We start from the raw sequence: 25,667 nt of genomic DNA, 5'->3' as shown, positions 1-25,667 counted from the left end.
GCGTAGAAGCTTTTCGAAATTTCATTTTGATCTCCCAGAAGTCGTCAGTTTTCATGCAGACGACAGGCGTTGCTGGGTGTCTGCTTACAGTTCGCCTTCAACTGTGCAGACTGTTCGGCTGCAGCAACGGCCATGAAGAGCAAACCACTTGCTCTGGTATCGCCGATGCGAACCAGAGCGTAGGCTGTTTCCTCCATCTTTTTCAGCAACTCAGGTAGTCGGGCAAGGGCGAAAGCATCAAGAATTTCGACACTTGACGACCGTTCCGCTTGGCAATGTAGGCAAGAATCATCCATCGTCGGCACCCTTTTCAACATTACCTCAAAACGTACCGATATCGCGGTTAATTTAGGGTGAACAAAATAGTTTAGCTGTCCTCCGTTTTTCCATCCTGATCGATACATGCCCAAGCTTGGGCTCTCTCGCGTCGGCACCTTCGACGAACTAGATGGTGCGTTCAGTATTCGATCATTGGGGTCGGGACTCATCGCCAATAGGTAACGATTGTCGCGAGCGCGATGGCGGAGAGAAAGACCGTTGGGCAGCGATCATACCGTGTTGCGACCCGTCGCCAGTCTTTCAGTCTGCCGAACATGATCTCGATGCGGTTGCGGCTTTTACAGCGACGCTTGTCATATTTCACGCTCACCTTGCGCTGTTTTCGACCGGGGACGCAGGCGCCTATGCCCTTGTCTTTCAGCCCTTCTCTGAACCAGTCTGCATCGTAACCGCGATCTCCAAGCAACCACTCGACCTTTGGCAGGCCTTTGAGCAATGCCCTTGCGCCGATGTAGTCGCTGACCTGACCGGCAATGACGAAGAGATCAAGCGGGCGGCCTTTGCTGTCGCAGATGGCATGCAGCTTGGTGTTCATGCCACCTTTGGTGTGCCCAATCAGTCAAACTCGGAGTCTCGCTCACGCTGACCAAATCGGGGGGGGGGGGGGTACCGCCAGTCTGTCACCCGTTGACTTCGAAACCAGACAGCAGAAACTGAACGAAGCAGGTGTCTAGGAAACTAGGGGCACCTCAGTTTCCCTGGGCAGCCTCGGTCAGGATCATCTTGTCCAGCGTCAGATCCGACACGGCACGCCGAAGCCGCGCGTTCTCGGTCTCCAGCGCCTTCAGCCGTTTGAGCTGATCTCGACTCATGCCACCATATTCCTTGCGCCACCGATAGTAGGTCTGCTGCGTCACTCCAATCTGTCGAACAGCATCTGCAATCGACTTGCCTTGGCCTTGCAGCACTTCAACCTGCCGCAGCTTCAGCACGATCTCTTCGGGTTTGTCTCTCTTTCCAGCCATCTCTGGTCCTCCTGAAATGGGATAAAACTATCCCAGCTGGTGGACCACTTCAGTGGGGGCATTCCACGAGAACGGCGTTCTTCTTCATCCGGATGGCGTAGAAATAGCCTGTCTCTTCCAGTCGCTCATAGATCGCCGGAATCGCATAGGCGGCATCCGCGCGGAAGAAGCGGCCCCCAATGTCGCGGTCAGCGTAGCGGGCGATGACAGGATCAAGGACGTCCGGCCAGCCGTCGGCGCGGTGAACGTTAACATTGCGCAGGGCGCAGCGTTGCAGCATGCCGAACTGGTTGAACAGGAAATTCGGGTGATAGCAGGTGCAGTCGAAGTGCCCGTTCCAGGCAGCACCTTCCTGATCGCCATGCGTCGGGCTGACCGAGCTGTCCATGTCCAGCACGATATACTTCAGCCCGTTGCGGTCATGGAAGCGGTCGATCCATTGCCCGTTCAGGTCGGCCAGCGCCTCCCGGTTCGCAGGCGAGGCAAGCGTCTCCGTCTCAAACCGCCCCATCTGGGAAGCCGAGGCGGCCTGTGCATCGACAGCCCTGCCGCCGACAACTTGGCGCATGACCGGATCGCGGGCGAGACGGTCGGCGTGGTTGACATCCTCGTATCCGGCCAGCCGCCCGTAAACCGATTGCCGGAACAGCCCGTCGAGCCGATGGACCGTGTTCTTGCCCCGGCGGTTGTCGCACAGCGCTGCTGAAGCCAGATCGGACAGCCCGAGCGCGTCATCCAGCTCGCGCATCACCAGCAGGCCACCGTCGGAACTGAGCTGCGTGCCACGAAATTCCAGCCGCACACCAGGGTCGAAATCCACCCGATCTGCCCGCTGCAAGCCCACACCCTCTGGGTGATCCATGAAACCCGTCCCTCGCAGCCATCAACACCATGATTTATATAGAAAATACCATGGTCAGGACAGCGAAATCAGAGATTTACTTGGGGAATATGGGGAGAAAAAACAGTTTCACCGAGGCGCAAATAATCGGGATGATCATGGAGTAGGAGGCGGGCAGGCCGAAAGCAGAGGTATGCCACCAAGAAATCAGAACCCTTGCGCCGCGCACAAACCATGCCGAGCGTGGAATCTGGAAGCGTGTCTTCCAACAGTTATCCACAAAAAAACGCCTGTCGGCCGCAGTATCCACAGTAATCGACTGCAACTGGGATGATTTTTTCAGAAGCAATACCAAGAGTCACCTTGAAAGTAGCTGGCGGACCCTCCGCCTTGCAAAGGTGAAATGAAAATGACCAGAACAATTCTTCAAATGTGCTATGATTTCCAGATTATCGAAGGTTTGTCGCTTGATGAAGAACTTGTCATGGCAATGGCATTTGCGCTCGGTGTCGATGTGATCTTCACGCCCGAAGATCCTTCATCTGAACAAGGCTACGATCCAGTAAACAAAAAGGTGCGCCTTTATCAGGTCAAGGGGTCGGATTTGAAAATGGCCATCGGATATGATGCCGACAATCGTCATGCCTGCGGTCGGCTCGTGACACCATTCTACATCGAACACACCCAGAAAATTCATGCAGCCCATGTCGATGGAGAGTATTTCGATATGATGAACGTCGAGGCCCGCTTTGGTGAATTGCTTGGCGTATTCATTATGCTGAACGGGGATGACCCTTATGACAATCAATAGTTCATCCTGAACAACGATTTCAGGTAGCGACTTGAAGTCCCTAATGGGGCGCAGCACCGCGCGCGATACTAAACCGCTCCGGTAAAGCCTTATGCATCCTGCCGTGGGAGGGGCACTGATGCACAAGACATCGTCCAAGGTGGCTTGTCAAACACCCCTCGGGCAATGCTAAACTGTTGGCTACGTCCACCCATACGCCATCGACGTGACAGATTGACGATCACCTTCAAGACTCCGCCCAGTGATCTGATCTTGCCGCATTCCCCCATCACGCGGGCGTATCTGGCCGCGGCGGATTACATTGCAGAGCATGGCGAAATCGGCCTCACCAAATCGGGTGCATGGAACCGTCGGTTCATCGAGTGGGCGGTTGCACAGATCGCATTTCCTGGCTGGACCGAAGAGAAACTCTACAGTGTCAACAAGGTGCTGAACGAATACGATGTAGCGCCCTTGGAATATCTGCATGCGCTGATGGATGGCCTGAAATGGGGTCGGAAATACAAAGGGACCTACCGGCTGAGCAAGACTGGGAAAGCGCTGGCGGTATCTGCAGACAAGGCATTCTCGGAAGTTGTTCCTGCCTTTCTGTTCCGGTTCGATCACGCCGAAGGTATGCAATCCGAAGCGCCCATGGGCGGTTGGGATCTCTTCCTCAACATCCTCAACCACGAGATTGGCGACGGGATCACGGCACCAGATTACGCAAAAATCCTCTATGGCGAAATCGCCCCCGGTTGGGGCGGCCCGGCACGTGGACTGTCGCTCGCTGTCTTGCGTCCGCTGTGTTGGGCAGGACTGTTGCGATACGATGGTGGCTTTGGATTGGACGAGCGTGTCTATCACAAGACACCACTGTGGGACGCCGCGCTGGTTCTTGATCCGATTTCGTTTGGCGATAACGTGATCCCGTTGCGACGTTGACGGCGGACGCAGGCGACGAGACGTCCTGACCTTTTCTGGTGCTCGATCCAGTTTGGTATCCGCTAAGGGCAGTCATGCCACGATACAGCGTCATCTCAGCTCGGCCAGACAATCCCGCACAGATCGCCGTTCGCAAGCAGGGCGGCGAGAAACGTATTGTCGACATCAGCGGCATTGGTTGATGCGCCCGATCAGGATTTCAACGAGCCTGACACCCCAGCGGCCACAACGCGGCAAGGTAGCGCGTCAATCTATCTGGGTGATGATGGCATCGTTAGGGCGGTCTTACCGCCAGCATACCCTGCTAGAATGCGAAAATCTAAATACGAGGGAGAACCAAATCCCACAAGCGCGGAACCAATCGCCGCCTCAGATGCTTTGGCGGCAACCAAACTGGCATGTTTGGCAAAGGGCCAACATCGAGGGTCATTATGCAAAACGATTTATGTGGATAAACAGTCAGTCTGTTTTGTTTTGTCTCGAAATGCGCATAATAGGGGAGTCGGTCAATAATTCTTCAAGGAAAACCGACATGACACAGAAACCTCTCAAAATCACTGCCAAGGGGCTGGAAGGCCTTCGCGCCGAACTGGCAGCACTGCCGCCAAAGCCCAAAGCCGACTACTCCGCCCGCGAAATGGTGGCCGAGATAGAGGTGATCATTCGTAATGCTTTGGCGCTGGGATACGATCTGCAAGACATCGCTGAAATGGTCGGTCAACATGGCGGACAGATCAACCCGAGCACGCTTTCGACATATCTGCGGGAACTTGCGACAAAGTCTCAGGGGACGACAACCAAGCGCAAGACCAAGGCAGGCCCGCTGGATGCCACATCAACCGCCACGCTGGTTTCCAAGGTCAAGCCAAAATCCAAGCAGACCGGACTGGGATCAACTCACGCAGAAACAAACCGCGATCACCAGCAAGCAGTAGCAGAACTCGACGAGCTTCTTGATCAGATGTCGTCCACATCAGCATCTTGAGATGACATCTGATGGTACGCTCTGGAGATGGAAAAAGGCGCTCAAACAAGCGGAGGCGGAACGCCATGATCAATCTGCGCGTTACAGCTGACGAAAAGGCGAAGTTCGAAGCAAAAGCGAAGCGCAAGGGGTATAGAACCCTCGCGGCCTACCAGCGTGACCGGTTGCAAAACGATGACGGGCCAAGCCTTCGGCAGCGCCGTGTCATCGTTGGAGAATTGGGTCAGATCGCGGCAAGCATTCTGGCGCTGCCACACACCCTAGAAGGCGCGGAGATTCATCGTCATCGCACAGAACAGTTGCGCATCAGCATGAAGATCGCCGACCTGCAGCACGCGCTTATCAAGGATCAGCGCGATGCTGGCGAAGAAGATCGCTAATCGCGTATCAGCGACCAAAGCGGCGCACCGCTTTGGTCCACGCATTACCTATGTGTGCGCCAAAGCCCGAGCGATTGAGACGGCAAACCTTGCGGGCGAGTGGCAGGACGCAGCATGCCAGATGGACTTTACCGCGGGTCTGCGCCCCTATCTGCGCTCTGCGGTATTACATCTTGCGGTGTCGTGGTCGGAGTTTGAAAATCCCAGCGACGCGGAAATGATCGACAGTATGCGCCGCGTCATTGCCGAACTTGGCGGGAGTGAGCACCAATATGTTATCGGTGTTCACGCTAATCGTTCAACGCTGCATGCGCATGGAATCCTCAATTGCGTGCATCCCATCACAGGTGACGCGCTATCGCTCAGCCATGATTATGCGCGGATGGAAAAGGCCTGTCGCCGCATTGAGTTCGAGATGGGATGGCCGCAGGATTGTGGGCGGTTTGACTGCGCGATCATCAATGGCGATGTGCATCTTTTGCCCAAGCCAGCCAAACATTGGGATCAGAAAATCGAGGATCGTAATAAGGGTATTCGTCGCGACGGGCGCGCAGAGCGGGGATACGAAAGACGCACGGGTTTGCCAGCCTTGCGCGACGCCATTTCAACCAGTGTCATGGATCAGATCCGCAATCGCCTTAACCGGTCAAAGGATTGGCAAGATGTTCATTCCACGCTCGCCGATCATGGCCTTCGCTATGTTCTTCACAGTGGCGGTGCAAGGATCATGCGCATGACGCGAAAATGGGCGATGGCAGCCAGTCATCTTGGAACGGCATACGGCCTTGGGCCAATGCAATCGCGTCTGGGGGCATATGTCGCCGCACAGCAACAAAACGGCCCCTTGGCGCAGAACATCAAGGCCAGCGGTATTGGCAGCCAGCTTATAGGCGCGTCGAAAATTATCGAGGCACAGCGGCTCGAACATCGTCGCCTGCGTGAAGAGCCGCAGCTTGTAAGACGACAGATCGACGCATATCAGACAAGGACGGCGCAAAACATTCATGGCCAGCTCTCAGGCCGGCGGACGGTCGTCGCACAAGCGATCCGTCATATTATGCGGCAAAACTTTCGCGCACAGATCAAGACATGGGATTCCGACACCCGCGCAATTCGCCAAAGCAGATTTGACGCCACAGTTGAACTGGAAAAGCTGGTGCCAGATGTCATGCATCTGCGGCGATACCGCCATCTTTTGCGCAAAATATTCTCGGATGCAGCAGCAGAGGAAACCGCGCCCGCCAATGTAGAACATACGCATCTGCGGCAAAAATGGGCACTGGCCCCCTACCAAAGCCCGACTGAAGTTCCAGAGCAGCTCAGTGAAATTCTGAAACGTTTTCCCGATGATCTCCGCGCTGATCAACATGGAAATCTAATGCTGGCAAAGCGCAATCAACGCGAAAGTATCGTAGGCTATGACGTTATCGAACAGATGGCCTTTACTGTGTTGAAATCTACCTGTGGTCACGATGACGGCATTGGGCTTCTTGGCCCACGCGACGCTGAGACCATGATCATCGTTTCAGACGCAAAGGCGGCAGTGCTGCAGGCCGCGCACGAGGAAAAGCCACAGCCATTGATCATCGCCGTCCAGAATAGTCTGAGTCCCCACATGGCGCATCATCTAAAGGCGCTAACGAAAGGTCGACGTTGTTTCATCGCACTTGATGAGGCAGCCGAGGCGAAGGATTTCCGCTCACGCATTGCCGAACTGCTGCCCCACGCACGATATTGCCAGCAACCGCTGGACGAACCTCTGTGGCTGGATGACGAAACCAAACGACATGTCACCTGCGAAGATGGCCTTGATGAGTCTGATACCGCAGATGGCGCGCATGTCATCCCCACTCACGACACCTGATCTTGCTGCAATCCAAAACTGCAAGCAACGACGGCATTGTCCGGACCCAGCGTGAACACAGATTAACTGTACTCAGGCGATGGGAAAGCGGGGGCCTTTTGCCACCCGCCCTGCCCCGCCGATATCACAAATCGAGATCAGACGGTGCATCATCGCCCGTTCCGGCAATGGCCGCGTTGATCTGTTTGACCGCCTCGATGCGGTCCGTGTCGCGGAGCAGGTAATCAACGATGGTGAACTTGATCAGCGTGTGGGAGGCCATTTGCCGGAATGCGACTTCGTAGGTGACTGAGCATCCTGTCTTGACCGTCGCGGGATCAACGATGATGAATTGCGCCTGACCGCCGCAATTCTCCGGGATCGTGTCAATAGACCCTGGCGCGATCTGCACCCCGTCAAGATCATGCACCCAGATCGCGCGGTCAAAGCTCAGCTCGCGGTCGATCAGCGTGGGTTCTCCGAACTGGTCAATGACCTGCTTGCGCAACGCGTCCAGACTAGGAGCTTCCGGCAGCGGGATCCCAAGGCTGCGCGAGATCGAGATTGCGACATTGCCGGTGGCGTTCGTCGACAGGACACCTTGCATGAATTCATATTCGGTCTCGTTCTGATAGAGGAACGGATTGTCGTAGCCATGGGTCTGGAAGCCGTAGGTGACGTTCAACCCGATCCGCGTGCCACCGCTGGTGACGGTCATGACGCCTTCTTGCGCATAAAGCGGAATACCCCGCTCTGAGGTCACGGCTTCGATCTCCTCGTAAGTCGCGCCGGGCGCGAGGCCGAGGATGCGATAGGGGTGGTCGGTGACAATCCCGGCCGGCGCGATGGCAAGCTCGAGGTCGAGCGACATGGCTGGCGTGGATACAACGGCGACCAGGACGGCGAGCGGAAGGCGGACTTGTTTGAACGGCATTTTTTGAAAAGCAAAACGTGATGTCATGGGCGTTGTCCTTTTTGGGAAATAGGTTTGGGGATCTGGGGAGTGAATGGTTTGCGCACGCCCCGATCGGAGGCGGCTCACTCGCGTGCTACGTTCTGGTGAGCAGATGAAAGATCGCGACTGCGCGGTCCTGTTTGAGGTTACGCGCCAGCGTCACGACCTTGGCACCATAACGCATCCGCACACGGAACCGCCGCTTGGCGGCCGACCGCGAAATCGCGATGTTACCTGCCAGCGCAGCAGAGCTCGCCGCATTCGCCATCAGGCTGGTGGCCGCCAATGACGCCCCCGCAATGCCGGTGCCGCCGATGATCAAACCGGGCTGTGCTGCAACCGAAACATCCTTGTCCATCGGATTGTCGATCAGGAATTCCGAGACCCGCTCCAGATCGTATTCCTGACCGTCCTTGATGATGGCCGTCTTTGTCAGCGTGAGGCTTTGCTGCTGAAACGACAGATAGAGAACGAAAACCGCAACCAAAAACAGGGCGAAAAACACGAACCACAACGGCGGGATCAGCAGTGGCAGAACAACCAGAAAAACCAGCGGAAAGACGACATAGGCCGCCCATGACACGCCATCGCCGCGCCATGAGACAATCTGTCGGTCACCATCTTGCTGCACATCATAACCCTGGTCGAAACGCGCTTTTGTATTCATGCCTCACCTCTTTGACAAAATGATATCCGTCCCGCGGATGCGCGTCGAAATGGGCCAGAGCGCCCGATGAATTTGATTGCGGCTGGTAACGTCAGCCGTGCCGTGAAAATCGCTCCCTAGCGTTCGTCAGTCGCGCAGAGACGCGTCACTGCATTCACCCAGCAGGCACCATCGCGGGTCAGCGCCCCTAGCGGCGTATGCGCATGCGATACACCCGCAATCTCGTTCCAATAGGCCGTTCCCGCATCCGCACCCTCGACATAAAGGAAGGCGAAGTAGCGTTCATCGGCACTTGTGATCTGGAAGCTGCCGGAACCGTCATCCAAGGACCGGAAATCACACGGACCATCGATGTAGGCTTGGCCGCCGACCACCAGCTGGCAATCTGCCGGACGCGCCTGCACCGGGGCTGCAAAAAGGGCAGCCAACCCGATGGCGGATATGCATGTTGAGAAATGTCTTTTCATTCCCATCCCCTTCCAGCCGACCACAAGGCTACCACGCCGCATTTGCCACGTTGCGCTTCGGTCAGCTAAGCCTGTCACCAAGACCATTTGTAGAGTATACTCCGTAGCTGTATACCCTACAACCCGCAAAGTTCTGTCGAATGAACATTCGAGAGATTTTCGCAAAAAACCTGCGCGCGGCACGACGACGGAAAGGCCTGTCACAAGAAGAGCTTGCCCATCGCGCAGATCTCGACCGCACCTACATCAGCTCGTTGGAACGCAACGTCTACAACCCGACCATCGATGTCGTCGCTCGTTTAGCCGATGCTCTGGAGATCGAGGCGGCGTCGCTTTTGCAGAAATCAGAATAAGCTGGGTGATGTGATCGAACGAGGTTGTGGAGGCGCAGCGCGTGACAACTAGGGCTGGGAGCGGACGATGGCGGTGGCGGTGGCGGCAAGATCGACTGGAAACGGACACTCAATAAGTTAGCGATTTTTTCTGCCTAGGCATGAGCGGCATAGTGATGCCGGGCAAGCATAGGATGAACATCGCACCCCCGCCGGGGCGGGGCGCGTATCGGGCATCGCCGCCGTGTGCGGTGACCAGACTGCGCAGCACCGCAAGCCCCAATCCGCTGCCGCCGCCAACCGTTCCGCGAGAGGCATCGGCACGCCAGAAGCGGTCAAAGGCGCGCGCGGCCTGATCGGGTGTCAGGCCTGGGCCGCGATCCAGCACCCGAAGGACCACCATCGGCCCATCGGTTTCGGTCTCGACCCGCAGACCTTGCCCGCCGGCATAGCGCCGGGCATTGTCCAAGAGCACCGCCAGCATCTGCCGCAGCCGGGCGGGGTCGGCAGGCAGAATGGCGTGGCGAAGGTCTGTTTCAATCTCATCGGATTCGGTTGCCAGCGCATCGCCAATCAGTCGGGCCAGATCCACCGTTTCTAGATGCAACTTAAACCGCCCGGCATCGGCCAGCGTCAGCAGGTTCAGATCGTCGATGATTCGGTGGAGCTGTCCGGTTTGCGTCATTAGAGCCCGCAGACCGGCCTCGTCCGTCGGAAAGATACCGTCGGTCATGCCGTTCAGCCGCCCGATCAGCACAGTCAGCGGCGTGCGCAGTTCATGCGCGATGGCGGCATTCGTTTCGCGCAACTCGCGCTCGGAACGGGCGACACCTTCGGCGGTGACGTTGAAGTTGCGCACAAAGGTGTCGATTTCGGTGATCCTGCTGGGGCGGCAGACGGCCCGTGCGTCGCTGTGCCCTTGTGCAAGGGCCGCCAGCGCATCGGCGACGGCATCGAGCGGGCGCGTCAGACGGCGGCTGTGCACCATGCCGACAAGACCACCGATCAGCGTGCCGAAGATTATGGCCCCCGGCATGACGATGCGAAACGGCCAGCTGACGTAATAGGCGTTCAAAGCATTCGACAATTCCACCCCGATCGGCTGATCGCTGTGCAGTTCCGCCCGCAAAGCGGCGGGCAGACTTGCCTCGAACAGACGGAAACTCAGCCAGTCGCCCAGCATCACGACGCTGAACATCACCCCGACGGCGACAAGAACCGACAGGCCTGCCGCGCGAAACAGATAGCCCGACAGCCCCCTCATCCGATCGGGTCCAGACGATAGCCGAAGCCGCGCAGATTGACGATGCAAACCTCGGCGCCCGCCTCTGTCAGCTTGCTTCGCAGATGCGAGATATGGCTGTCCACTGTGCGTTCGAGGGCCTCGCTGTCCTCCAGCCCGGCGTCCAGCAGTTCGGCCCGGCTGAAGGCACGGCCGGGCTGCTGCATCAGCACCAGCAGCAGGCGATATTCGCTGTCGGTCAGACCGGCGTCGCGGCCATCCGCCGTGACCCGCCGTGCCACCGGGTCCAGCAGCAGGTTGTCCAATCGCATCCCCGCCTTACCCCGGGGACGGATGCGGCGCAGCACAGCACCAACGCGCGCGACGACCTCCTTGGGGTTGAAGGGCTTGGTGACGTAATCATCGGCACCAATGCGCAGGGCTGAGAGCTTATCGACATCATCGGACAGGGCGCTGACGACGATGACAGGCAGCGTGTCATCACGCCCACGCAAGGCCGACAGCACGGCAAAGCCATCGCGCCGCGGGATGTTCAGATCCAGCAGCATCAGATCTGGCCGCAAGGTCGCCGTCAGCCGCAGCGCTTGATCGCCGTCGCGCGCAGTGGCGGTGCGATAGCCCGCAGCCTCCAGATAGCGCGACAGGATCAAGGCGATCTCGGCTTCATCCTCGATGATCAGGATCAGCGCGCTAGGGTCGTTTTGGTCCATGGCCTGCTTTCACATGCTTTGCGCCGGGGCAGGCGCAGGGGTAACAACACAGCCCGGTGTTCCGGCCGGCAAGGCGTCGTGCAAGACGATGGCGGCCAGAAAGGCGTCAGCCCGGCTGCGATCCACATCGCCTTGGGCGGATGCCACGCCATTTTCTGCTTCGGCCAGGTCCAGTGCATCGGCCAGGCCCGCTTCGTGTCGGGCGCGGGTCCTGTCAAGATCATCCTTTGCACCCCGCCACGCCATCAGCGCGGCGTCAAGCCCGGCCTGAGTACTTTGGGCAGCAGTCACCGCCTCCATGGCGGCGATCTCGGCCTGATTGCGTGCTTGCAGCCAGTCAATTTCGGCCTGCGCGACAGTCAGCCGCGCCTGATCCAGCCGGCGCCGCGACTCGCCGTTGTTCAGAATGGCCCCTTCCAGCCGGACGGCATCGGTGATCGCCAATGCATTCCTCGAAATCAGGCCAGCCAGCGTTGCAGCCGTTGCTGATAAGGACGATGTAAGCACAAGACGCGGGCGGGCGGCGGCCAAAGTCTCGGCGCGCGACGCATCCGCCGCGTGAAACCGCAGCCAGACCACGCAGACGGCAGGGATGGCCTGCGTCGCGGCCAGATCGGTGTGCGCGGGCAGGCCGGGGCGTGTGGCTGACCGCAGCGAAATCGCATCCGGAATCGTCTGCACGCCAAGTGCGCGCAGTCGTGCTTCGGCCACGGCAACGGCACCGGTTGCGCCAACGACGGCAGCACGGGCGCGGATCAGCGCCTGTTCGCGCGCGGCCAGTTCGGCACCCGTGATCTCGCCCGCATCCCGGCGCAGCCGCAACAACGCGATGGCCGTCTGTTCCGCCTCGATCACCGCAGCTGCGCGGAGAGCTTCGCTGCGCGCCATCGCCAGTGCGACCCAGCCTTGGGTCACCGCCCGTGCAAGTGTGCGCCGCGCGATCAGCAGGTCCAGCCCGCTGACCTGATGTTCCAAAGCCGCGACGCGCAAGGCGGCGTCAAACCGCCCCGCAAGATCGGATTCAAACCGCAACGCTGTTGTCACCGATGCAGTGTTGTCGTCCACCCCGACATCAGCTGAAGGTCCCAGCCCGGTCGTGGCGCGCACCTGGCCCAGTGCCAGATCTGCCGCACGAAACCGCGCCCGGGCCGAGGCCGCGTCAAGCCCCCCGGCGTCCGCGTCAGCCAGCATGCGCCGCAGGGACGGATCACCGAAATCCAGTGTCCAGGCGGGTGCCGTGTCGCGTTCCACAGGGAATTGAAAGTCAGCAGCGCGAAGGGCTGCGACCGGCTTGCCGTCCAATTCGGGGAACGCGGCGCAGGCTGAGAGCAGCAGGGATGAAATCAAAAGTTCGGCGGACAGTCTCATGGAGCAATCCTCGCGATCAACCGTTGCCCAAGCACCAGCCGTGCCAGCTGGTCTGAAGGCCCTTCCAGCAGGATCGAGATTTCCACGGTGCGGGCGGCATCGCCCCCTGCCACCTGACCGGGCTGCGCTGACGCAAGGCTTCCGAACACGGGTGCCACCCGGTTGACGGTGCCGGTCAGGCGGCTGCCGTCATCGCGTTCGCGCAGGATCTCGGCGCTTTGGCCCACCTGCACCAGACCCACGAATTGTTCATCCAACTGCGCTTTCAGCACCAGCGGCCCTTCGGGGGCCAGAAGAAACATCTCGGTCACCGTGCTGGTCGAGGTGCCATCGCCGGGCCGCGCGGTGCGGCGCAGGATAATCCCGTCTGCTGGCGCGCGCACGATATGGGCATCGAGGGCCGCCCGCTGTTCGGACAGCTTTTGTTGTGCTAGAACTACATTCTGGCCCGTGACCTCAAGTTCGATGGCGGCAATTTCTGCGTTGCGGACCGCCTCGTCGATCTGACGGCCCGGCATCGCGTCGGCGGCGCGCAAGGGGGCAAGCCTGTCCGCCTCGGCCTGTGCTGCATCGGCCCGCAGACGTGACAGGTGTTGCTGCAGGAGGCTCTGGTCAAGTTCGGTTTGTGCGATGGTCAGTTGCACCTGCGCTGCGGTATCGTTCAGGCGGGCAAGCTCTTGCCCTTTGGTGACCCGGTCGCCTTCCTGTACCATCACGGCCTCGATCAGCCCTTCGCGCTGCGCGGCCAGCCGCATCAACCCATCCGACGGTTCCACAACACCGCGCGCCACAGCGATGAAGGCGGCGCTTTGCTCTATGAACGAAAACTCCGCCCCATCTTGCGCAAATAGCGGCGGCAGCCCGGCACTGATCATCAGAAGGCTAAAAAGGCTTATCGCGCGGACCCGTGTCATCAGGTCACCTCGGTCTGGATGCGGTCGATCCTGCCGGCCCGCATGTGATAGATCCGGTCCGCCCAAGGGCTAAGCCGGTCGTCATGCGTCACGCAGATCACCGTCACCCCGTGATCGCTCGCAAGCCTGCGCAAATGCCGGCTGACCAGATCGCTGTTTTCGGTATCCAGTGCGCTGGTCGGCTCGTCGGCAAAAATGATCTCCGGTGCCTTTGCCAGCGCACAGGCAATCGCCACGCGCTGCTTTTCCCCGCCTGATAGCGCATCGGGGCGCAGGTCGGCGCGGGGGCCAAGCCCGACGTCTTCCAGCGCTGTCATTGCCCGGTCGCGCGCAGCCTTTGGTGCAATTCCCATGTAATTCAGCACCAGTTCGATCTGTTCATGCGCCCGCAGCGCGGGAAACAGGATTGATCCTTGGAACACGAACCCCATGTGCCGCAGCCGGAACGCATCCCGCGCGGGCGGTCGCAGTGACCAGAGATCCTGTCCCAAGGCATCAACCCGCCCCGCATCGGGGGCCGTCAGCCCGGCAAGGATCGCCAGCAGGGTAGATTTGCCGCAACCCGACGGCCCCTTGACGAGCGACAGCGCGCCGCGCGGTAGGGAGATATCCAGACCTTGCAGGATCTGCACGGCCTTCGCCCCCTTGCCAAAGCTTTTTGATAGGCCTGTGCCGGACAGCACATGCAAATCAATGTCGTGTTTCATCTGTTTACCTCAACAACGAAGCTGGATCGGCACGGCGCAGACGGCGCAGAGCGACCAGATTTGAAATCACCACAGTAAGAACCAGCGCCACGCTCACTGCGCCGGCCAAGGGCAGGGGCAATTCCGACGCCACACCGCGCTGATGCAGCACCCACAGCACCAGCATTGAGGCCACCGCTGTCAGCACCAATGCTGCCACGCAGACATAAAGCCCCTGTTTCGTAACGATCCACTGCACCGCGCGGAAGCTGATCCCATAGGCACGCAGGGCCGCGTATTCGCGCATGGCGCTTGCCACCGCGGCGCCCAGCGTCTGGCTGACGACCATCAGCGTGATGACCAGCGCAATCGCACTCGACGCTACGAACAGCGTCCCCGCCCCCGACCCAAGCGCCCAGGACCGGACCGTTTGCGCCGCCAGATCACCCGGCAACCAGACCCGGTATTCCGGCAGCGGGGTCACGTTCTCCAGCCGCGCGGCCACAGCCTGCGGATCGGCACCGGGGCGCAGGCGGGCCAGATAGAACGCAGGCTCGCTGCCCGCGCCTTGACCCAGATCCCGCGCAGTCAGTTCCGAGGCGATGATCTGGGTGCCGAACATCGCCTGCACGCCTTCGGCCAAGGCCACCACGCGCAGCGACTGGCCGCTGACCCGCAGCCGGTCCCCAACCGCCACCCCCAGTTTGCGTGCATCCGTGCGGTCCAGAATGATGGTGCCCGGATCGGCCAGACGCTGGCGAAGCGCGGCTGGGATCGCGCGGGCCAGCAGCATCGTGTCATCGCCCAGTTGCAAAGCGACGATGAACCCGATCTCGCCCGCATCCTCATCTTCGCCGATGGTAACGAATGGGGGGCTCATGTAGGCTTCGATCCGGACGATATCGGGATCAAGCCAAAGCCGCCCGACGGCCAGTTGGCTAAGCCCGCGGCTTTCATCCAGCGACATCGCATCTGCAGGGCCGATCCACAGATCGGCCTGGCTTAGCCGCACGGGGGCCGCGGAAAGCGAAAACGCCCCCATCGCCAGTGCCGCCTGCACCACCATCATCAACCCCGAGACGCCCACGGCGATACCCACCGGAAGATACCGCCGACAGCCGTGGAGAACCGATTTGAGCGCAAGATTGGTCATCGTGCCAGTCTGACAGCTCTGTGTGGAGAAGCGGTGGAGGTCGTGTCGGGATACGCGCAGGAGGCGGCGGTATTTGCCGACGGCACGCCGACCAGGATACCGATCCGGTCCGCCAAGATCGGCGCGAAAACGGGGATACCGACACTGCTGCGCAACGACAGGGGCTTACTGACAAACAAGCACGCATAGCCGCTTCATGATCTGCTAAGCTTATTTGCGTTTATGCAAACTGGGTTGCTTCGAGGGTGAGGACTCATAACCAATAGATGACAGTTGCGGCGAGAGCAGTGGCTGAGAAGAAGGTGTTCGGGCAGCGGTCATATGATGTAATCGCTGACCTGTCCGGCAGAGAAAAACAAGTTGATCGGGCGGCCCTTGCTGTCGCAGATGGCATGTCGCTTGATGTTCATCCCGCCCTCGTGCGGCCGCTCAGGCGGCCCCGTTGGTCATTGGGCCCCCTTTTTTCACGCCCAGACTGGATACGGGCGATGTGCCTTCAGGTAAGTGGCGTCGATCACCACTGGCTTCTTTTCTCCATGCTGAGCGACCCGGCCAGCCATCTTCTGCGCAAAAATGCCCTTGTCGCTCCATCGCTAATAAAGCGCCTTGTGCGGACCCTGCTCTTTGGGCGGATCGCGCCACCGTAAGCCATTGCAGTTTGTAAAAATAATCCCATGGGGAGTTCGGGAAATAAGGCTCCAAGCGCGCAATCTGCGCCTCGATCAGCAAGAAGAGATCAGACTTGTCACCACGCCATTTTCAGCGCCATGAAACACGCAACTGACCTGAAATCAGTGGGTTCTGACCCAAGACATAGGGGGTGCAGTGGCAAGTATGTGGCGCCTGTTCAGATCGTGATGCGCAACCGGTGTGGATGTCTTACAAGAAACTAAGATTACCGACAGATCACACCGCGCGACCTTTGCAGGGTCGATACACAGATGGCCGCCGTGGTCCGGCAGATCGGCCACGGCGGTCGTCACATCGTGCGGCTGTGCAAACAGTCTACAGCGTCACTTGTCCGCGCTTGTCGCGGCGCGGTGTTTATTTTGCGGCGTGAAACCCGATGCAGTCGCATCGCGCGGGTAACGCACCCACACGGTCCGATTTGGATGCAACCCTGCGCCGCGGACGGCAGGGACTGCCATGTGGCGTGCGCGCTGCAACAGGCGTGTGTCAGCGACCGGCAGACTGGGGTGAAAACCGCCGTTTCCCGCGACTGCATCGTTCCATGCGCGCTTGCGCGCATCCAGAATGTCGGGATTATCCAGCGGCGTGCAATTGATTTCGTTGGTGTTGAGATCGACAATGATTTCATCGCCGTTTTCAACGAAGGCGATCGGGCCGCCAAGCGCCGCTTCCGGCCCCACATGCCCGATTACAAGACCGATAGAGCCGCCGGAAAACCGCGCATCCGTCATCAAAGCAATCACGATGCCACGTTCGCGGCACAAGGTTGTGATCCGCGCCGTCGGGTCCAGCATTTCAGGCATACCGGGCGCCCCGCTGGGGCCTTCGTATCTGACGATGATCATATCCTTGTCTTCCAAGGCTTCTGGCGTCTGGTCCAACATATCCAGCAGCGCCTGCTGGCCATCGAACACACGCGCTTTTCCGCGGAACAGATTGTCCTCAAGCCCGCCTTCAACGCCGGCCAGTTTCAGGATCGCCGAAAAATCGGGCGAAAGGTTGCCACCAAGCATCCGCAGCCCGCCGGTTGGTTTGTAGGGAGCCTTCACCGGATAGATCACCTCGCCATCCGCCAGTTTCGCACCAAGGCGCGCAACCTGACCGGCCAGCGTTTCGCCGGTGCAGGTCAACACATCGCCATTCAACAGGCCCGCCTCCAGCAATTCGCGCACGATGACCTGCACACCACCGACCTGATCAATATCGACCATGGAATATTTGCCGTAAGGCCGTGCATTGGTCAGGACCGGCACAACATGTTGCGACAGGTGGTTGAACTCCTCGGGTGTCATGATGTCTTTCCAGAAATCGGCAAATCCTGCGGCACGGGCAATTTCCGGTGCATGCAACAGCGCATTGGTGGATCCGCCAATCGCCATGGCGACGATTGTGGCATTGCGCAACGAATCCCGCCCGACAATATCGCGCGGCTTGAGGTCTGTTTCGATCAACTTCGCCAACAAAGTCACCAGTTCGTCAGGGAACTGTGTCAAGCGGCGCGGGTCGTCGGATGGCGGGGCCACCATGTGCAAGGGCTGCATTCCGAGCACGCCGATGAAAGTTTGCATGGTGTTATAGGTGAACATGCCGCCACAGCTGCCAAAGCCGGGGCAGGCGTGGCAGGCGATGTGGTGGCGGTATGCGGGGTCCGGATGGCCTGCCGCCTGAAACGCGCTGACGATATCCAGCTTTTCGCCGGTTTTAGGGTCCGTGCCGGGATGGATTGGGCCATCTGACATGATGATCGACGGCAGGTTATGTTCCAGCATCGCCGCTAGTGTCCCGACGGGGGGCTTGTCACAGGCAACAACAGCGATGGTACCGGCAAGGCCCGTTGCGCTGAAATGTTCGCACAAGGCATCTTGCGTGACCTCGCGCCCGATCAGCGAATAGCGCATTTCCGGCGTGCCATTGCGCATCCCGTCCGAGGTCGCGATGGTGAATTCGGGCTGAACCAGCCGGAACCTCAACTGGTCCGGCCCCGTTCCGATCCGGGACCTGAGCGTCTGGTGGATCGCCTCGACCTTGGCCGCGACCCCGAGATAACACTGGCTGTCGCCTTTGGTGCCAACCACCCCCACCGATGGTTCATGGATCAGCGCAGGATCGGTGCCGATTTGGATAGCAAGACCGAGTGTTTGGGTAGACCGACCGGGATGCTGGTCGATCAGAACTGCTTTTGGGTTGGTCAACAAAGTTTCTTTCTGATTATTCAGCATTGGGGGTGGACCGACTGGTACAGGCCAGCCGAGAATGAAGTTTTGGGCACATAGCATATCAAGCTTTACAGATCTCCATCAACCACGCCTATCAAAACATGGCGTCATGCGATAACTTCGGACCTGCCTGGCAAATGACACTGGCAAACGTATTGGACGATAATGGCTGTAAGTTCGCGCGAATTCGGTTCATCAGCGTCGTTTTTTTCATCAACGCGTGCTGCGGTTCCGCTGTGGCCGCACCTCATTCATGGAAAGCACTTCTAAAACGTTTAACAGCTGTTCGTTTTCTTTCATATATGAACCGGCCCCACCTGCGCGGGGCCGGCGGCGCGCAGGATCAGGTCGCCTGTGGGCCGGGGAAGGGGAAATCCAGCGTCCGCGCGTTCAGGAATGCCTGTTCGTTAAAGCGCAAAAAGCGCATCGTATCGGCACGCGATGCAAGATAGCTGTCCCAGATACGCCGGGTCAGATCATCGCCAGCGTCGTAGGATTCCTGGATCACCTCGCCGGCGGCTTTGCCCAACGCCTCTAGCACCGGGCGTTCCAGACGGCGGAACTCGACCCCATGTTCGATGCGCAGCGTTTCCATCGTACGACCGGACTGAAGATCGTATTCAACCTTCATATCCTCATGTCCGGCATGGGCTGCGGCGCGGATGATCTCCTGTAGATCGGCCGGAAGTTCCTGAAACTTGGCGGTGTTCAACATCAGTTGCACCGTGCCGCCAGGTTCCTGCACACCGGGGCCATAGGACAGCTTGACCACTTGATGAAAACCCATTGGCAGGTCGTTCACCGGGCCAATAAATTCAGCTGCATCAACCGCACCTGATTGCAGGGCTGCGAAAATCTCGCCACCGGGCAACAGCACAGGCGTTGCGCCTAGTTTCTTGACCATTTCGCCGCCCAGACCGGGCATGCGGATCTTGAGCCCACGGAAATCCTCGGGTGTGTTGACCGGATTTTTGAACCAGCCGAAAGACTGGGCCGAGGTCTGACCAGCCGGCAGCGAGATAATGCCGAACTGGCTGTTGAGTTCGTCCCAAAGCTGCTGTCCGCCGCCATGCAGCAGCCAAGCTGCCTGTTCATCGGATGTCATGCCGAAGGGCACAGCAAAGAAAGCCGCGAGCATCTGGCTTTTGCCGACATGGTAAAACGATGCGTCATGGCCCATTTCGGCGGTGCCATCCATGACGGCATCCATGCAGCCAAGCGCGGGCACAAGTTCCCCCGCAGCAAACACGTTGATCTTCATCCGACCGCCCGACATCACCTCGATCCGCCGGGCAAGCCGTTCGGCACCGACACCAACGCCCGGCAGGCCTTTTGGCCATGAATGGACCATGCGCCATTCGATCGTTCCTTGCGCAATGGCCGGTGTGGCCAGTGCTGCCGCACCGACGGACGCGGTGCCCGCAAGCATCGCGTTCGTCAGAAAGTTGCGTCTTTTCATTCCATCCTCCCAGATTGGTTTAAGCTGCGGTGCGTGAATTGGGAGCACAGCGCTGACGGTACACATTGTCGAGCGATCACAGCAAAACAACCGGTCAGCCGGTTGGAAATGCTGATTCGGAGAAAACTATCCAAACTCTCTGGTGGGGGCTATTTTAGCTAAATAAACCTAGCCAGCACTCTTGAAAGCCGCTGCGTGGCAGGAATACCTCTGCCCAAACTGCACCACTATCAACGCTGCAGAAGACAGGGATTGCGCGAAAAGTTCGCCGCTGTGGGTGGCTGATCCGATCCGCAAAAGGGGGAGTGAGCCAGATGTCAATATTAGCCGCCGGGTCTGAACCCGGCTGGGTGCGCATGACAGCGCAGATCGTGCAACTGATCGATGCGATCTGCCGCTGGAGCGGGTATCTGGTTGCATTTGCAACGCTGGCGACAGTCCTTTTGTGCTTTGCGACGGTCTATCTGCGATATGCGTTGGGGACGGGCCTGATCTGGTTGCAGGAATCCTATATCTGGACGCATGTGGTCGTGATCGTGCTGGGGTCGGGTTACACGATGATGACCGGCGGGTTTGTGCGGGTTGATGTGTTTTATTCACGCTGGTCAGCCCGGCGTCAGGCACTGTCGGACATGGTAATGACGTTGCTGCTGTTGGCACCATTTCTTTACATCTTTGGATCGGGCATCTGGACTTTCTGGAGCACGTCCTTCGCCTCGGACGAAGGGTCGCTCAACCCCGGTGGCATGGGTAATCTGTGGATCCTCAAATCCGCGCTTCTGGGCTTTGTGATCCTTGTAGGCCTGCAAGGTTTGGCCTTTGTGCTGCGTGGCGTGATGGTTCTTGCCGGCTATGAACGCCACGCGCTGACCCATGGCGGCCATGGTGCCGACCTGAAGATTTGAGCCGGAGAAAGGCACATTATGGACATAGCAACTCTTGGCCAGATGATGGCGGCGGGTCTGTTTCTGCTGATCATCCTGTTTCTGATGTCGGGCTACATCGTTGCCTTTACCCTTGGGGGGTTGGCAATTCTTGTGGGCTTTGTCGGCATCGGCATCGGTGCCTTTGACCCTGCATTGTTTGCGGCGCTGCCCAACCGGTTCTGGGGGGTGATTACCAATCCGGTCTTGGTCGCGGTGCCATTATTCGTCTTCATGGGGGTCGTGCTGGAACGCTCTGGCATCGCAGAACAGCTTTTGACGACGATGGGGCAATTGTTTGGCGGCTTGCACGGCGGTCTGGCTTTGTCGGTCGTGCTTGTGGGCGCCCTGCTGGCAGCAGCGACAGGCGTGGTGGGGGCCACGGTGGTGACCATGGGCCTTCTTGCCCTGCCCGCCATGATGCGCGCGGGCTATGACCCAAAGCTTGCCACCGGTACAATCTGTGCATCGGGTACGCTGGGTCAAATCATTCCGCCGTCAACGGTGCTGATCTTTCTGGCGGACATCCTGCAAGGGGCCAATTCCGCGGCGCAACTGTCGCTTGGCAATTTCGCGCCCGATACGGTGTCGGTCGGCGATCTTTTCGCGGGGGCGATCCTGCCAAGCCTGTTACTGGTCGCGATGTTCATCATCTATATCGTTTGGAAGGCGATCACTGACCCGAAAAGCTGCCCACCCCTTGTCATGTCTCCAACGGAAAAGGCGGGGCTCGGCCTGCGGATCATCGGCGCGCTGATCCCGCCGCTTTTGCTAATCGTGTCGGTGCTGGGGTCGATTATCTCGGGAATAGCCACACCCACCGAAAGTGCCAGTGTCGGTGCAGTAGGGGCGCTGTTCCTTGCAGCAGTCAAGTTGTTTGCCGATGCTTATCTTGGGGCAGAGGGCGACCCTCGCCGAGACATCCGGCTGTTCTGGTTCTGGCTGATCGCTTTGGCGGGTCTTGCGACCACTGCATGGTTCTTTGGTGCGGTAGGCCTTTTGAACATGATGCTCGGGCTTCTGGCGTTTGCGCTTCTGATCATTCTGGTACGCGGCGACCTGCGGCGCAGCTATGCGCAAACGCTGTTCCGGTCGTCGGTATCGACGATGTCGATCACGTCGATGGTTTTCATCATCCTGCTGGGCGCAACCGCATTTGCGCTCGTGTTCACGCAGCTTGGCGGCACCGTGATGGTCCGCGGCTTTCTTGAAAGCATGCCGGGCGGACAGGCAGGTGCCTTGTTAGTAGTTTTCCTGATTATCTTTGTCCTTGGCTTCTTTCTTGATACCTTCGAGATCATCTTCATCGTGATCCCGATCACTGCACCGATCCTTTTGATGATGGGTGTCGATCCGATCTGGCTGGGCGTGATGATCGGATTGTTGCTGCAGACATCATTTTTGACTCCGCCCTTCGGCTTTTCACTGTTCTATTTACGGGGGGTAGCGCCACGTAGCATCACCACGCCGATGATTTATCGTGGGGTCTTGCCATTCATCGCAATTCAGGTAACCGCGCTGGCAGCACTGTGGATGTTCCCCGAACTGGCGACATGGCTTCCAAACGAATTGTTTCGGTCGGAAACGCCTGGCCTTGATGGCGCAGTGCCACCGTCATTCGATGCGGGTGCGGGCGAAGATGACTTTCTGTGAGAGCGGTAAAATGCGAAATCTTCCCAGTCTTAGGCAGCTTGAATACTTTGTTGCCCTTGTTGATACGGGAAGCTTCAAGGCAGCCGCCGACCATTGCGGGATCAGCCAGCCGTCTTTGTCGGTTCAGCTGACCACACTGGAAAAGCGGCTGGGCCAGCGGTTACTGGAACGAGGGCGGACAAAGGTGATCCCCACCCTTGCCGGGCGCGAGGTCTACGAGCGCGGCCGCACAATCATTGATGCAGCACAGGCGCTGGTCAACCGGTTCGATCTGCCGCGCAGCGGGCTGACAGGTGCTATCCGGTTCGGTGCATCGGTAACGTTGGGGCCTTATCTGTTGCCGCACGTGATCGCGCGCTTGCATGCGCTAAATCCCGATTTGCAGCTTTTCATCCGCGAAGCCCCGCCAGAGGCACTGGCGCTCGGTCTGGTGCGCGGGGATTTCGACATGATCCTTGTGCAACTGCCGGTCCGTGGCGACATCATGCCGATCCGGCTGTTCCGCGAGCCGTTGGAAATCGTCGTGGCGCACGACCACCCGTTTGCAACCCGCGACTGCATCAAGCGCGAAGAGTTGCGCGGCGAAACCGTGCTGGCGCTTGGTCCGGCCTTTGCGCTGCGCCAACAGGTGGCCGATCTGTGCGAAAGCTTTGGTGCAAAGATGCGGGCCGATTACGAAGGCACCAGCCTTGATGCGATCCGTCTGATGGCGGGCATGGGAATGGGCATTGCCGTTCTTCCAGCGTTATATGTGCGATCCGAAATCGGCGCCGATGACCGCGACGTTGTAGTTGTACCGCTTGAGGGGCCACGCATCCTGCGGTCGGTAGGGCTGGTGACCCGTAGCGCCAGCAGCGACGATGCCGCACGCCGCATCGCGCGGCTGATCCAGGTCGTCGCGCGCGAGGTTTTTGCAGGAACTCTCGTGCTCGAGCCACTCTGACCTAGCAGACAGGGCCCCTTGCCAAGGCTGCCAGCAGAGTGATGCCACAAAACTCACCGACCTGATCTGATAGCCGTAGCCGGTGACCTGCTGTCCTGAGAGTCCGCAGTTATGAGTTAGCTTTGTTCAGGTTTTGGTCTTCCGTTGACTGGGTAGCATATTCTCACGGTGTCACGCCAGCGAGGCTGGAATGCGGGCGGTGTCGGGATAGGTTTTCCCCAGAATTACTGCCATCGCCGCACCAACGAAAAGGCCCGCAACCAATACGTGGTCGGCCGGCATGTCATGGCGTGCGATGACAAGGCGGGTCAGCCCGGCAAGAATGGCCGGTGCGCCGACATCGCGCTGCTGGTCGCCGCGGTCAAACCAGTTCCAAAATGACTGGGCCTGAGCCGACGACGACTGCTGGAGACTGAGCATTTAGCCGATTTCAACGTGACCACCGCAGAACAGGCAAGCAACAACCCAGTTGTTGACGGCTGATGTCGATAATGCAATTTGCTTAGCCGCAGTCCGACGATCGAACTGCATCTCGCGTCTTTTCGTAATCAAAAAAGCCGCATCATGGCGCCATCGTAAGCGTTCTCAGGAGGGCACTGTCGGTTCAGCTTGACGGCTTGAAGTTCCACGGCAGCAGGTCGTCGAGGCGGCTTTGCGGATGACCGTTTGCGATCGCTGTCAGGGTGGCCTTGAGATAGGCGAAGGGTTCGACACCATTGATCTTGCAGGTTTCGATCAGCGAGGCGATGCGGCCCCAAGCGATGCCGCCTTCGTCGTGACCGGCGAAGAGGGCGTTTTTCCGATTGAGGGTGATGGGGCGGATCAGGTTTTCGACGCGGTTGTTGTCGATCTCGACGCGGCCATCGGCCAAGAAGGTCTGCAGCCCGTCCCAGTGATTGTGGATGTAATTCAGCCTTTCGCCCAACCGGGATTTGGCGGAGATCTTGCGACGTTGTGCTTGCAGCCAATCGCCGAATGCTGCGACCAGCGGGGCGCTGCGGGTCTGGCGGGCAGACAATCGCTGGCCGGGGGAGGTGCCACGGATATCGGCTTCAACGGCATAGATCTCGGCGATGCGGCGCAGGCCCTCGGCGGCGATTTCTGATCCATCGCGGTCAAAGACTTCCTTCAGCTTGCGTCGCGCGTGCGCCCAGCAATGGGCCACCCGAATGGGATCGCCGCCCTTGCGGGTAGGCTTGGTCAGCCGGTTATAGCCCTGGTATCCGTCGATCTGCAGGATGCCGTCAAAGCCTGTCAGGAATGTTTCGGCATTCTCACCGGCCCGGCCCGGGGCATAGAAGTAGACCACACCGGGTGGGTCCTCGCCGCCCCATGGCCGGTCATCGCGGGCCAGTGCCTAGAGATAACCTGTCTTGGTTTTGCCTCGCCCCGGATCCAGCACCGGGGCCGTCGTCTCGTCCATGAACAGCTTGTATCGTTTCAGGTGTTCAGCCAGCCGGTCGACGACGGGCTTGAGGTGGAACGCGGCCCTGCCGGCCCAGTCGGCTAAGACAGCGCGGTGCAGATCAAGACCCGCCCGCGCCAGGATCTGGCTCTGACGATACAATGGCAGGTGGTCGGCATATTTGCTGACCAGCACATGGGCGAGCGTCGCTTCTGTCGGCAACCCGCCCATGATCAGGTGGCTGGGCGCCGGTGCCTCGGTCACGCCGTTTGTGAAGGTCCGGCAGGCGTATTTCGGGCGCACGGTGACAATCACACGCAACTGCGCCGGCACGATGTCCAGCCGCTCCGTGCGGTCTTCACCGATCTTGTGCATGACACCGCAGCCACAGGGGCAGATCAGGCTGGCAGGTTCGATAACCTCTTCGATGCGCGGCAGCGCGGCCGGCAGATTGCCAATCATGCGCTTGGGCGCGGGCCTGGTTGCCGTTTTCTCCCCTGCCTTGGCGGCCAGATGCTCCTTCTGCACCTCGACCTCGGCCAGCGCGATGGACAGATCCTCGAAGGCCAGCTGCCGCTCATCCTCGGTCAGCTTTTCCGACCGCTTGCCATGCAGAGCATGGTTCAGCTCAGCAATCAGATGCTGCTGGCGTTGGGTAATATCCTGAAGTGCTGCGATCGTTTCCATCAAGGTCACAACCACCGCGCGCTGCGCGGCAGGGATAGTAGAAAGGTCAATGACAGGCGTCTCAATCATGACCCGAGACTACGATAAAGCCACAGTAAAAACACGCAA

22 protein-coding genes and 5 pseudogenes are annotated in these 25,667 nt (G+C 59.2%); 9 read left to right on the top strand and 18 right to left on the bottom strand.

Annotated features, from left to right (window positions below):
* Positions 1 to 44 precede the first annotated feature (44 nt).
* The 4 genes and pseudogenes from VCK47_RS11995 to VCK47_RS11980 all read right to left on the bottom strand — a co-directional run.
* The gene (locus tag VCK47_RS11995) at positions 45 to 296 is read right to left on the bottom strand and encodes a hypothetical protein (protein WP_322890621.1); all 252 of its coding nucleotides are present in this window, start codon (positions 294 to 296) and stop codon (positions 45 to 47) included.
* A gap of 188 nt (positions 297 to 484) precedes the next feature.
* A pseudogene (locus VCK47_RS11990) lies at positions 485 to 898 on the bottom strand (IS5 family transposase); the annotation flags it as partial.
* A 136-nt stretch (positions 899 to 1,034) separates the two neighbouring features.
* A pseudogene (locus tag VCK47_RS11985) lies at positions 1,035 to 1,304 on the bottom strand (transposase); the annotation flags it as partial.
* A 61-nt stretch (positions 1,305 to 1,365) separates the two neighbouring features.
* Positions 1,366 to 2,166, bottom strand: a pseudogene (locus VCK47_RS11980) (IS1380 family transposase); the annotation flags it as partial.
* Positions 2,167 to 2,554: 388 nt separating this feature from the next.
* On the opposite strand from VCK47_RS11980, the gene VCK47_RS11975 reads away from it, so the two are divergent.
* From VCK47_RS11975 to VCK47_RS11955, 5 genes are all read left to right on the top strand, one after another.
* Entirely contained in the window at positions 2,555 to 2,956 is a 402-nt protein-coding gene (locus VCK47_RS11975; protein ID WP_322890622.1) for a hypothetical protein, read from the top strand.
* Positions 2,957 to 3,169: 213 nt separating this feature from the next.
* Positions 3,170 to 3,880, top strand: a complete 711-nt coding sequence (locus tag VCK47_RS11970; RefSeq protein WP_322890623.1) for a hypothetical protein — start codon at positions 3,170 to 3,172, stop codon at positions 3,878 to 3,880.
* A gap of 532 nt (positions 3,881 to 4,412) precedes the next feature.
* Complete coding sequence (locus tag VCK47_RS11965) at positions 4,413 to 4,865, top strand: hypothetical protein (protein ID WP_322890624.1); 453 nt, start codon at positions 4,413 to 4,415, stop codon at positions 4,863 to 4,865.
* 11 nt (positions 4,866 to 4,876) lie between these two features.
* A complete protein-coding gene (locus VCK47_RS11960; RefSeq protein ID WP_416236669.1) occupies positions 4,877 to 5,245 on the top strand; it encodes a plasmid mobilization protein in 369 nt (122 codons plus the stop codon).
* The gene (locus VCK47_RS11955; protein WP_322890626.1) at positions 5,223 to 7,109 is read left to right on the top strand and encodes a relaxase/mobilization nuclease domain-containing protein; all 1,887 of its coding nucleotides are present in this window, start codon (positions 5,223 to 5,225) and stop codon (positions 7,107 to 7,109) included. The genes VCK47_RS11960 and VCK47_RS11955 overlap by 23 nt, the downstream gene beginning before the upstream one ends.
* 124 nt (positions 7,110 to 7,233) lie before the next feature.
* Here VCK47_RS11955 and VCK47_RS11950 read toward each other — a convergent pair whose 3' ends face one another.
* The 3 genes from VCK47_RS11950 to VCK47_RS11940 form a co-directional block, all read right to left on the bottom strand.
* Positions 7,234 to 8,049, bottom strand: a complete 816-nt coding sequence (locus VCK47_RS11950) for a hypothetical protein (protein WP_322890627.1) — start codon at positions 8,047 to 8,049, stop codon at positions 7,234 to 7,236.
* 88 nt (positions 8,050 to 8,137) lie between these two features.
* On the bottom strand, positions 8,138 to 8,710 hold the full coding sequence (locus VCK47_RS11945) for a hypothetical protein (RefSeq protein ID WP_322890628.1): 573 nt from the start codon (positions 8,708 to 8,710) through the stop codon (positions 8,138 to 8,140).
* Between the two features lie 116 nt (positions 8,711 to 8,826).
* Complete coding sequence (locus VCK47_RS11940) at positions 8,827 to 9,177, bottom strand: hypothetical protein (RefSeq protein WP_322890629.1); 351 nt, start codon at positions 9,175 to 9,177, stop codon at positions 8,827 to 8,829.
* 140 nt (positions 9,178 to 9,317) lie between these two features.
* Here VCK47_RS11940 and VCK47_RS11935 point away from each other — a divergent pair, with 140 nt between their 5' ends.
* Entirely contained in the window at positions 9,318 to 9,530 is a 213-nt protein-coding gene (locus VCK47_RS11935) for a helix-turn-helix transcriptional regulator (protein WP_322890630.1), read from the top strand.
* A gap of 109 nt (positions 9,531 to 9,639) precedes the next feature.
* Here the strand turns inward: VCK47_RS11935 and VCK47_RS11930 are convergent, their stop codons facing one another.
* The 9 genes and pseudogenes from VCK47_RS11930 to VCK47_RS11890 form a co-directional block, all read right to left on the bottom strand.
* Positions 9,640 to 10,773 carry an ATP-binding protein gene (locus VCK47_RS11930; RefSeq protein WP_322890631.1) on the bottom strand — a complete coding sequence of 378 codons (1,134 nt, stop codon included), beginning with the start codon at positions 10,771 to 10,773 and terminating at the stop codon, positions 9,640 to 9,642.
* A complete protein-coding gene (locus tag VCK47_RS11925) occupies positions 10,770 to 11,462 on the bottom strand; it encodes a response regulator transcription factor (RefSeq protein ID WP_322890632.1) in 693 nt (230 codons plus the stop codon). The genes VCK47_RS11930 and VCK47_RS11925 overlap by 4 nt, the downstream gene beginning before the upstream one ends.
* Before the next feature lie 9 nt (positions 11,463 to 11,471).
* Entirely contained in the window at positions 11,472 to 12,830 is a 1,359-nt protein-coding gene (locus VCK47_RS11920; RefSeq protein ID WP_322890633.1) for a TolC family protein, read from the bottom strand.
* Complete coding sequence (locus tag VCK47_RS11915; protein WP_322890634.1) at positions 12,827 to 13,744, bottom strand: efflux RND transporter periplasmic adaptor subunit; 918 nt, start codon at positions 13,742 to 13,744, stop codon at positions 12,827 to 12,829. The genes VCK47_RS11920 and VCK47_RS11915 overlap by 4 nt, the downstream gene beginning before the upstream one ends.
* Positions 13,744 to 14,451, bottom strand: a complete 708-nt coding sequence (locus VCK47_RS11910; RefSeq protein ID WP_322890635.1) for an ABC transporter ATP-binding protein — start codon at positions 14,449 to 14,451, stop codon at positions 13,744 to 13,746. The genes VCK47_RS11915 and VCK47_RS11910 overlap by 1 nt, the downstream gene beginning before the upstream one ends.
* A gap of 4 nt (positions 14,452 to 14,455) precedes the next feature.
* Positions 14,456 to 15,583 (bottom strand): ABC transporter permease, encoded by a 1,128-nt coding sequence (locus tag VCK47_RS11905; RefSeq protein ID WP_322890636.1) that lies wholly within the window; start codon positions 15,581 to 15,583, stop codon positions 14,456 to 14,458.
* A 326-nt stretch (positions 15,584 to 15,909) separates the two neighbouring features.
* Positions 15,910 to 16,312: pseudogene (locus VCK47_RS11900) on the bottom strand (IS5/IS1182 family transposase); the annotation flags it as partial.
* A gap of 284 nt (positions 16,313 to 16,596) precedes the next feature.
* Positions 16,597 to 18,465, bottom strand: a complete 1,869-nt coding sequence (locus VCK47_RS11895; RefSeq protein WP_322890637.1) for a dihydroxy-acid dehydratase — start codon at positions 18,463 to 18,465, stop codon at positions 16,597 to 16,599.
* Between the two features lie 367 nt (positions 18,466 to 18,832).
* Entirely contained in the window at positions 18,833 to 19,948 is a 1,116-nt protein-coding gene (locus tag VCK47_RS11890; RefSeq protein ID WP_322890638.1) for a TRAP transporter substrate-binding protein, read from the bottom strand.
* 314 nt (positions 19,949 to 20,262) lie between these two features.
* Between VCK47_RS11890 and VCK47_RS11885 the strand changes: the two genes are divergently transcribed.
* Genes VCK47_RS11885 through VCK47_RS11875 form a run of 3 tightly spaced genes read left to right on the top strand, consistent with a single transcriptional unit; the run spans position 20,263 to position 23,467 of the window.
* Positions 20,263 to 20,853 carry a TRAP transporter small permease subunit gene (locus VCK47_RS11885; RefSeq protein ID WP_322890639.1) on the top strand — a complete coding sequence of 197 codons (591 nt, stop codon included), beginning with the start codon at positions 20,263 to 20,265 and terminating at the stop codon, positions 20,851 to 20,853.
* An 18-nt stretch (positions 20,854 to 20,871) separates the two neighbouring features.
* Entirely contained in the window at positions 20,872 to 22,524 is a 1,653-nt protein-coding gene (locus VCK47_RS11880) for a TRAP transporter large permease (protein ID WP_322890640.1), read from the top strand.
* Between the two features lie 10 nt (positions 22,525 to 22,534).
* A complete protein-coding gene (locus tag VCK47_RS11875) occupies positions 22,535 to 23,467 on the top strand; it encodes a hydrogen peroxide-inducible genes activator (protein ID WP_322890641.1) in 933 nt (310 codons plus the stop codon).
* Positions 23,468 to 23,638: 171 nt separating this feature from the next.
* Here the strand turns inward: VCK47_RS11875 and VCK47_RS11870 are convergent, their stop codons facing one another.
* Both VCK47_RS11870 and tnpC read right to left on the bottom strand, forming a co-directional pair.
* The gene (locus tag VCK47_RS11870) at positions 23,639 to 23,887 is read right to left on the bottom strand and encodes a PHB depolymerase family esterase (RefSeq protein WP_322890642.1); all 249 of its coding nucleotides are present in this window, start codon (positions 23,885 to 23,887) and stop codon (positions 23,639 to 23,641) included.
* 184 nt (positions 23,888 to 24,071) lie between these two features.
* Positions 24,072 to 25,559: pseudogene (gene tnpC, locus VCK47_RS11865) on the bottom strand (IS66 family transposase).
* Between the last annotated feature and the right edge of the window lie 108 nt (positions 25,560 to 25,667).

This window comes from Yoonia sp. 72, from assembly GCF_034652275.1.
Lineage (GTDB): Bacteria > Pseudomonadota > Alphaproteobacteria > Rhodobacterales > Rhodobacteraceae > Yoonia.
Note: the sequence above shows the minus strand (reverse complement) of the source record. Positions and strands in the feature narration are given on the sequence as shown.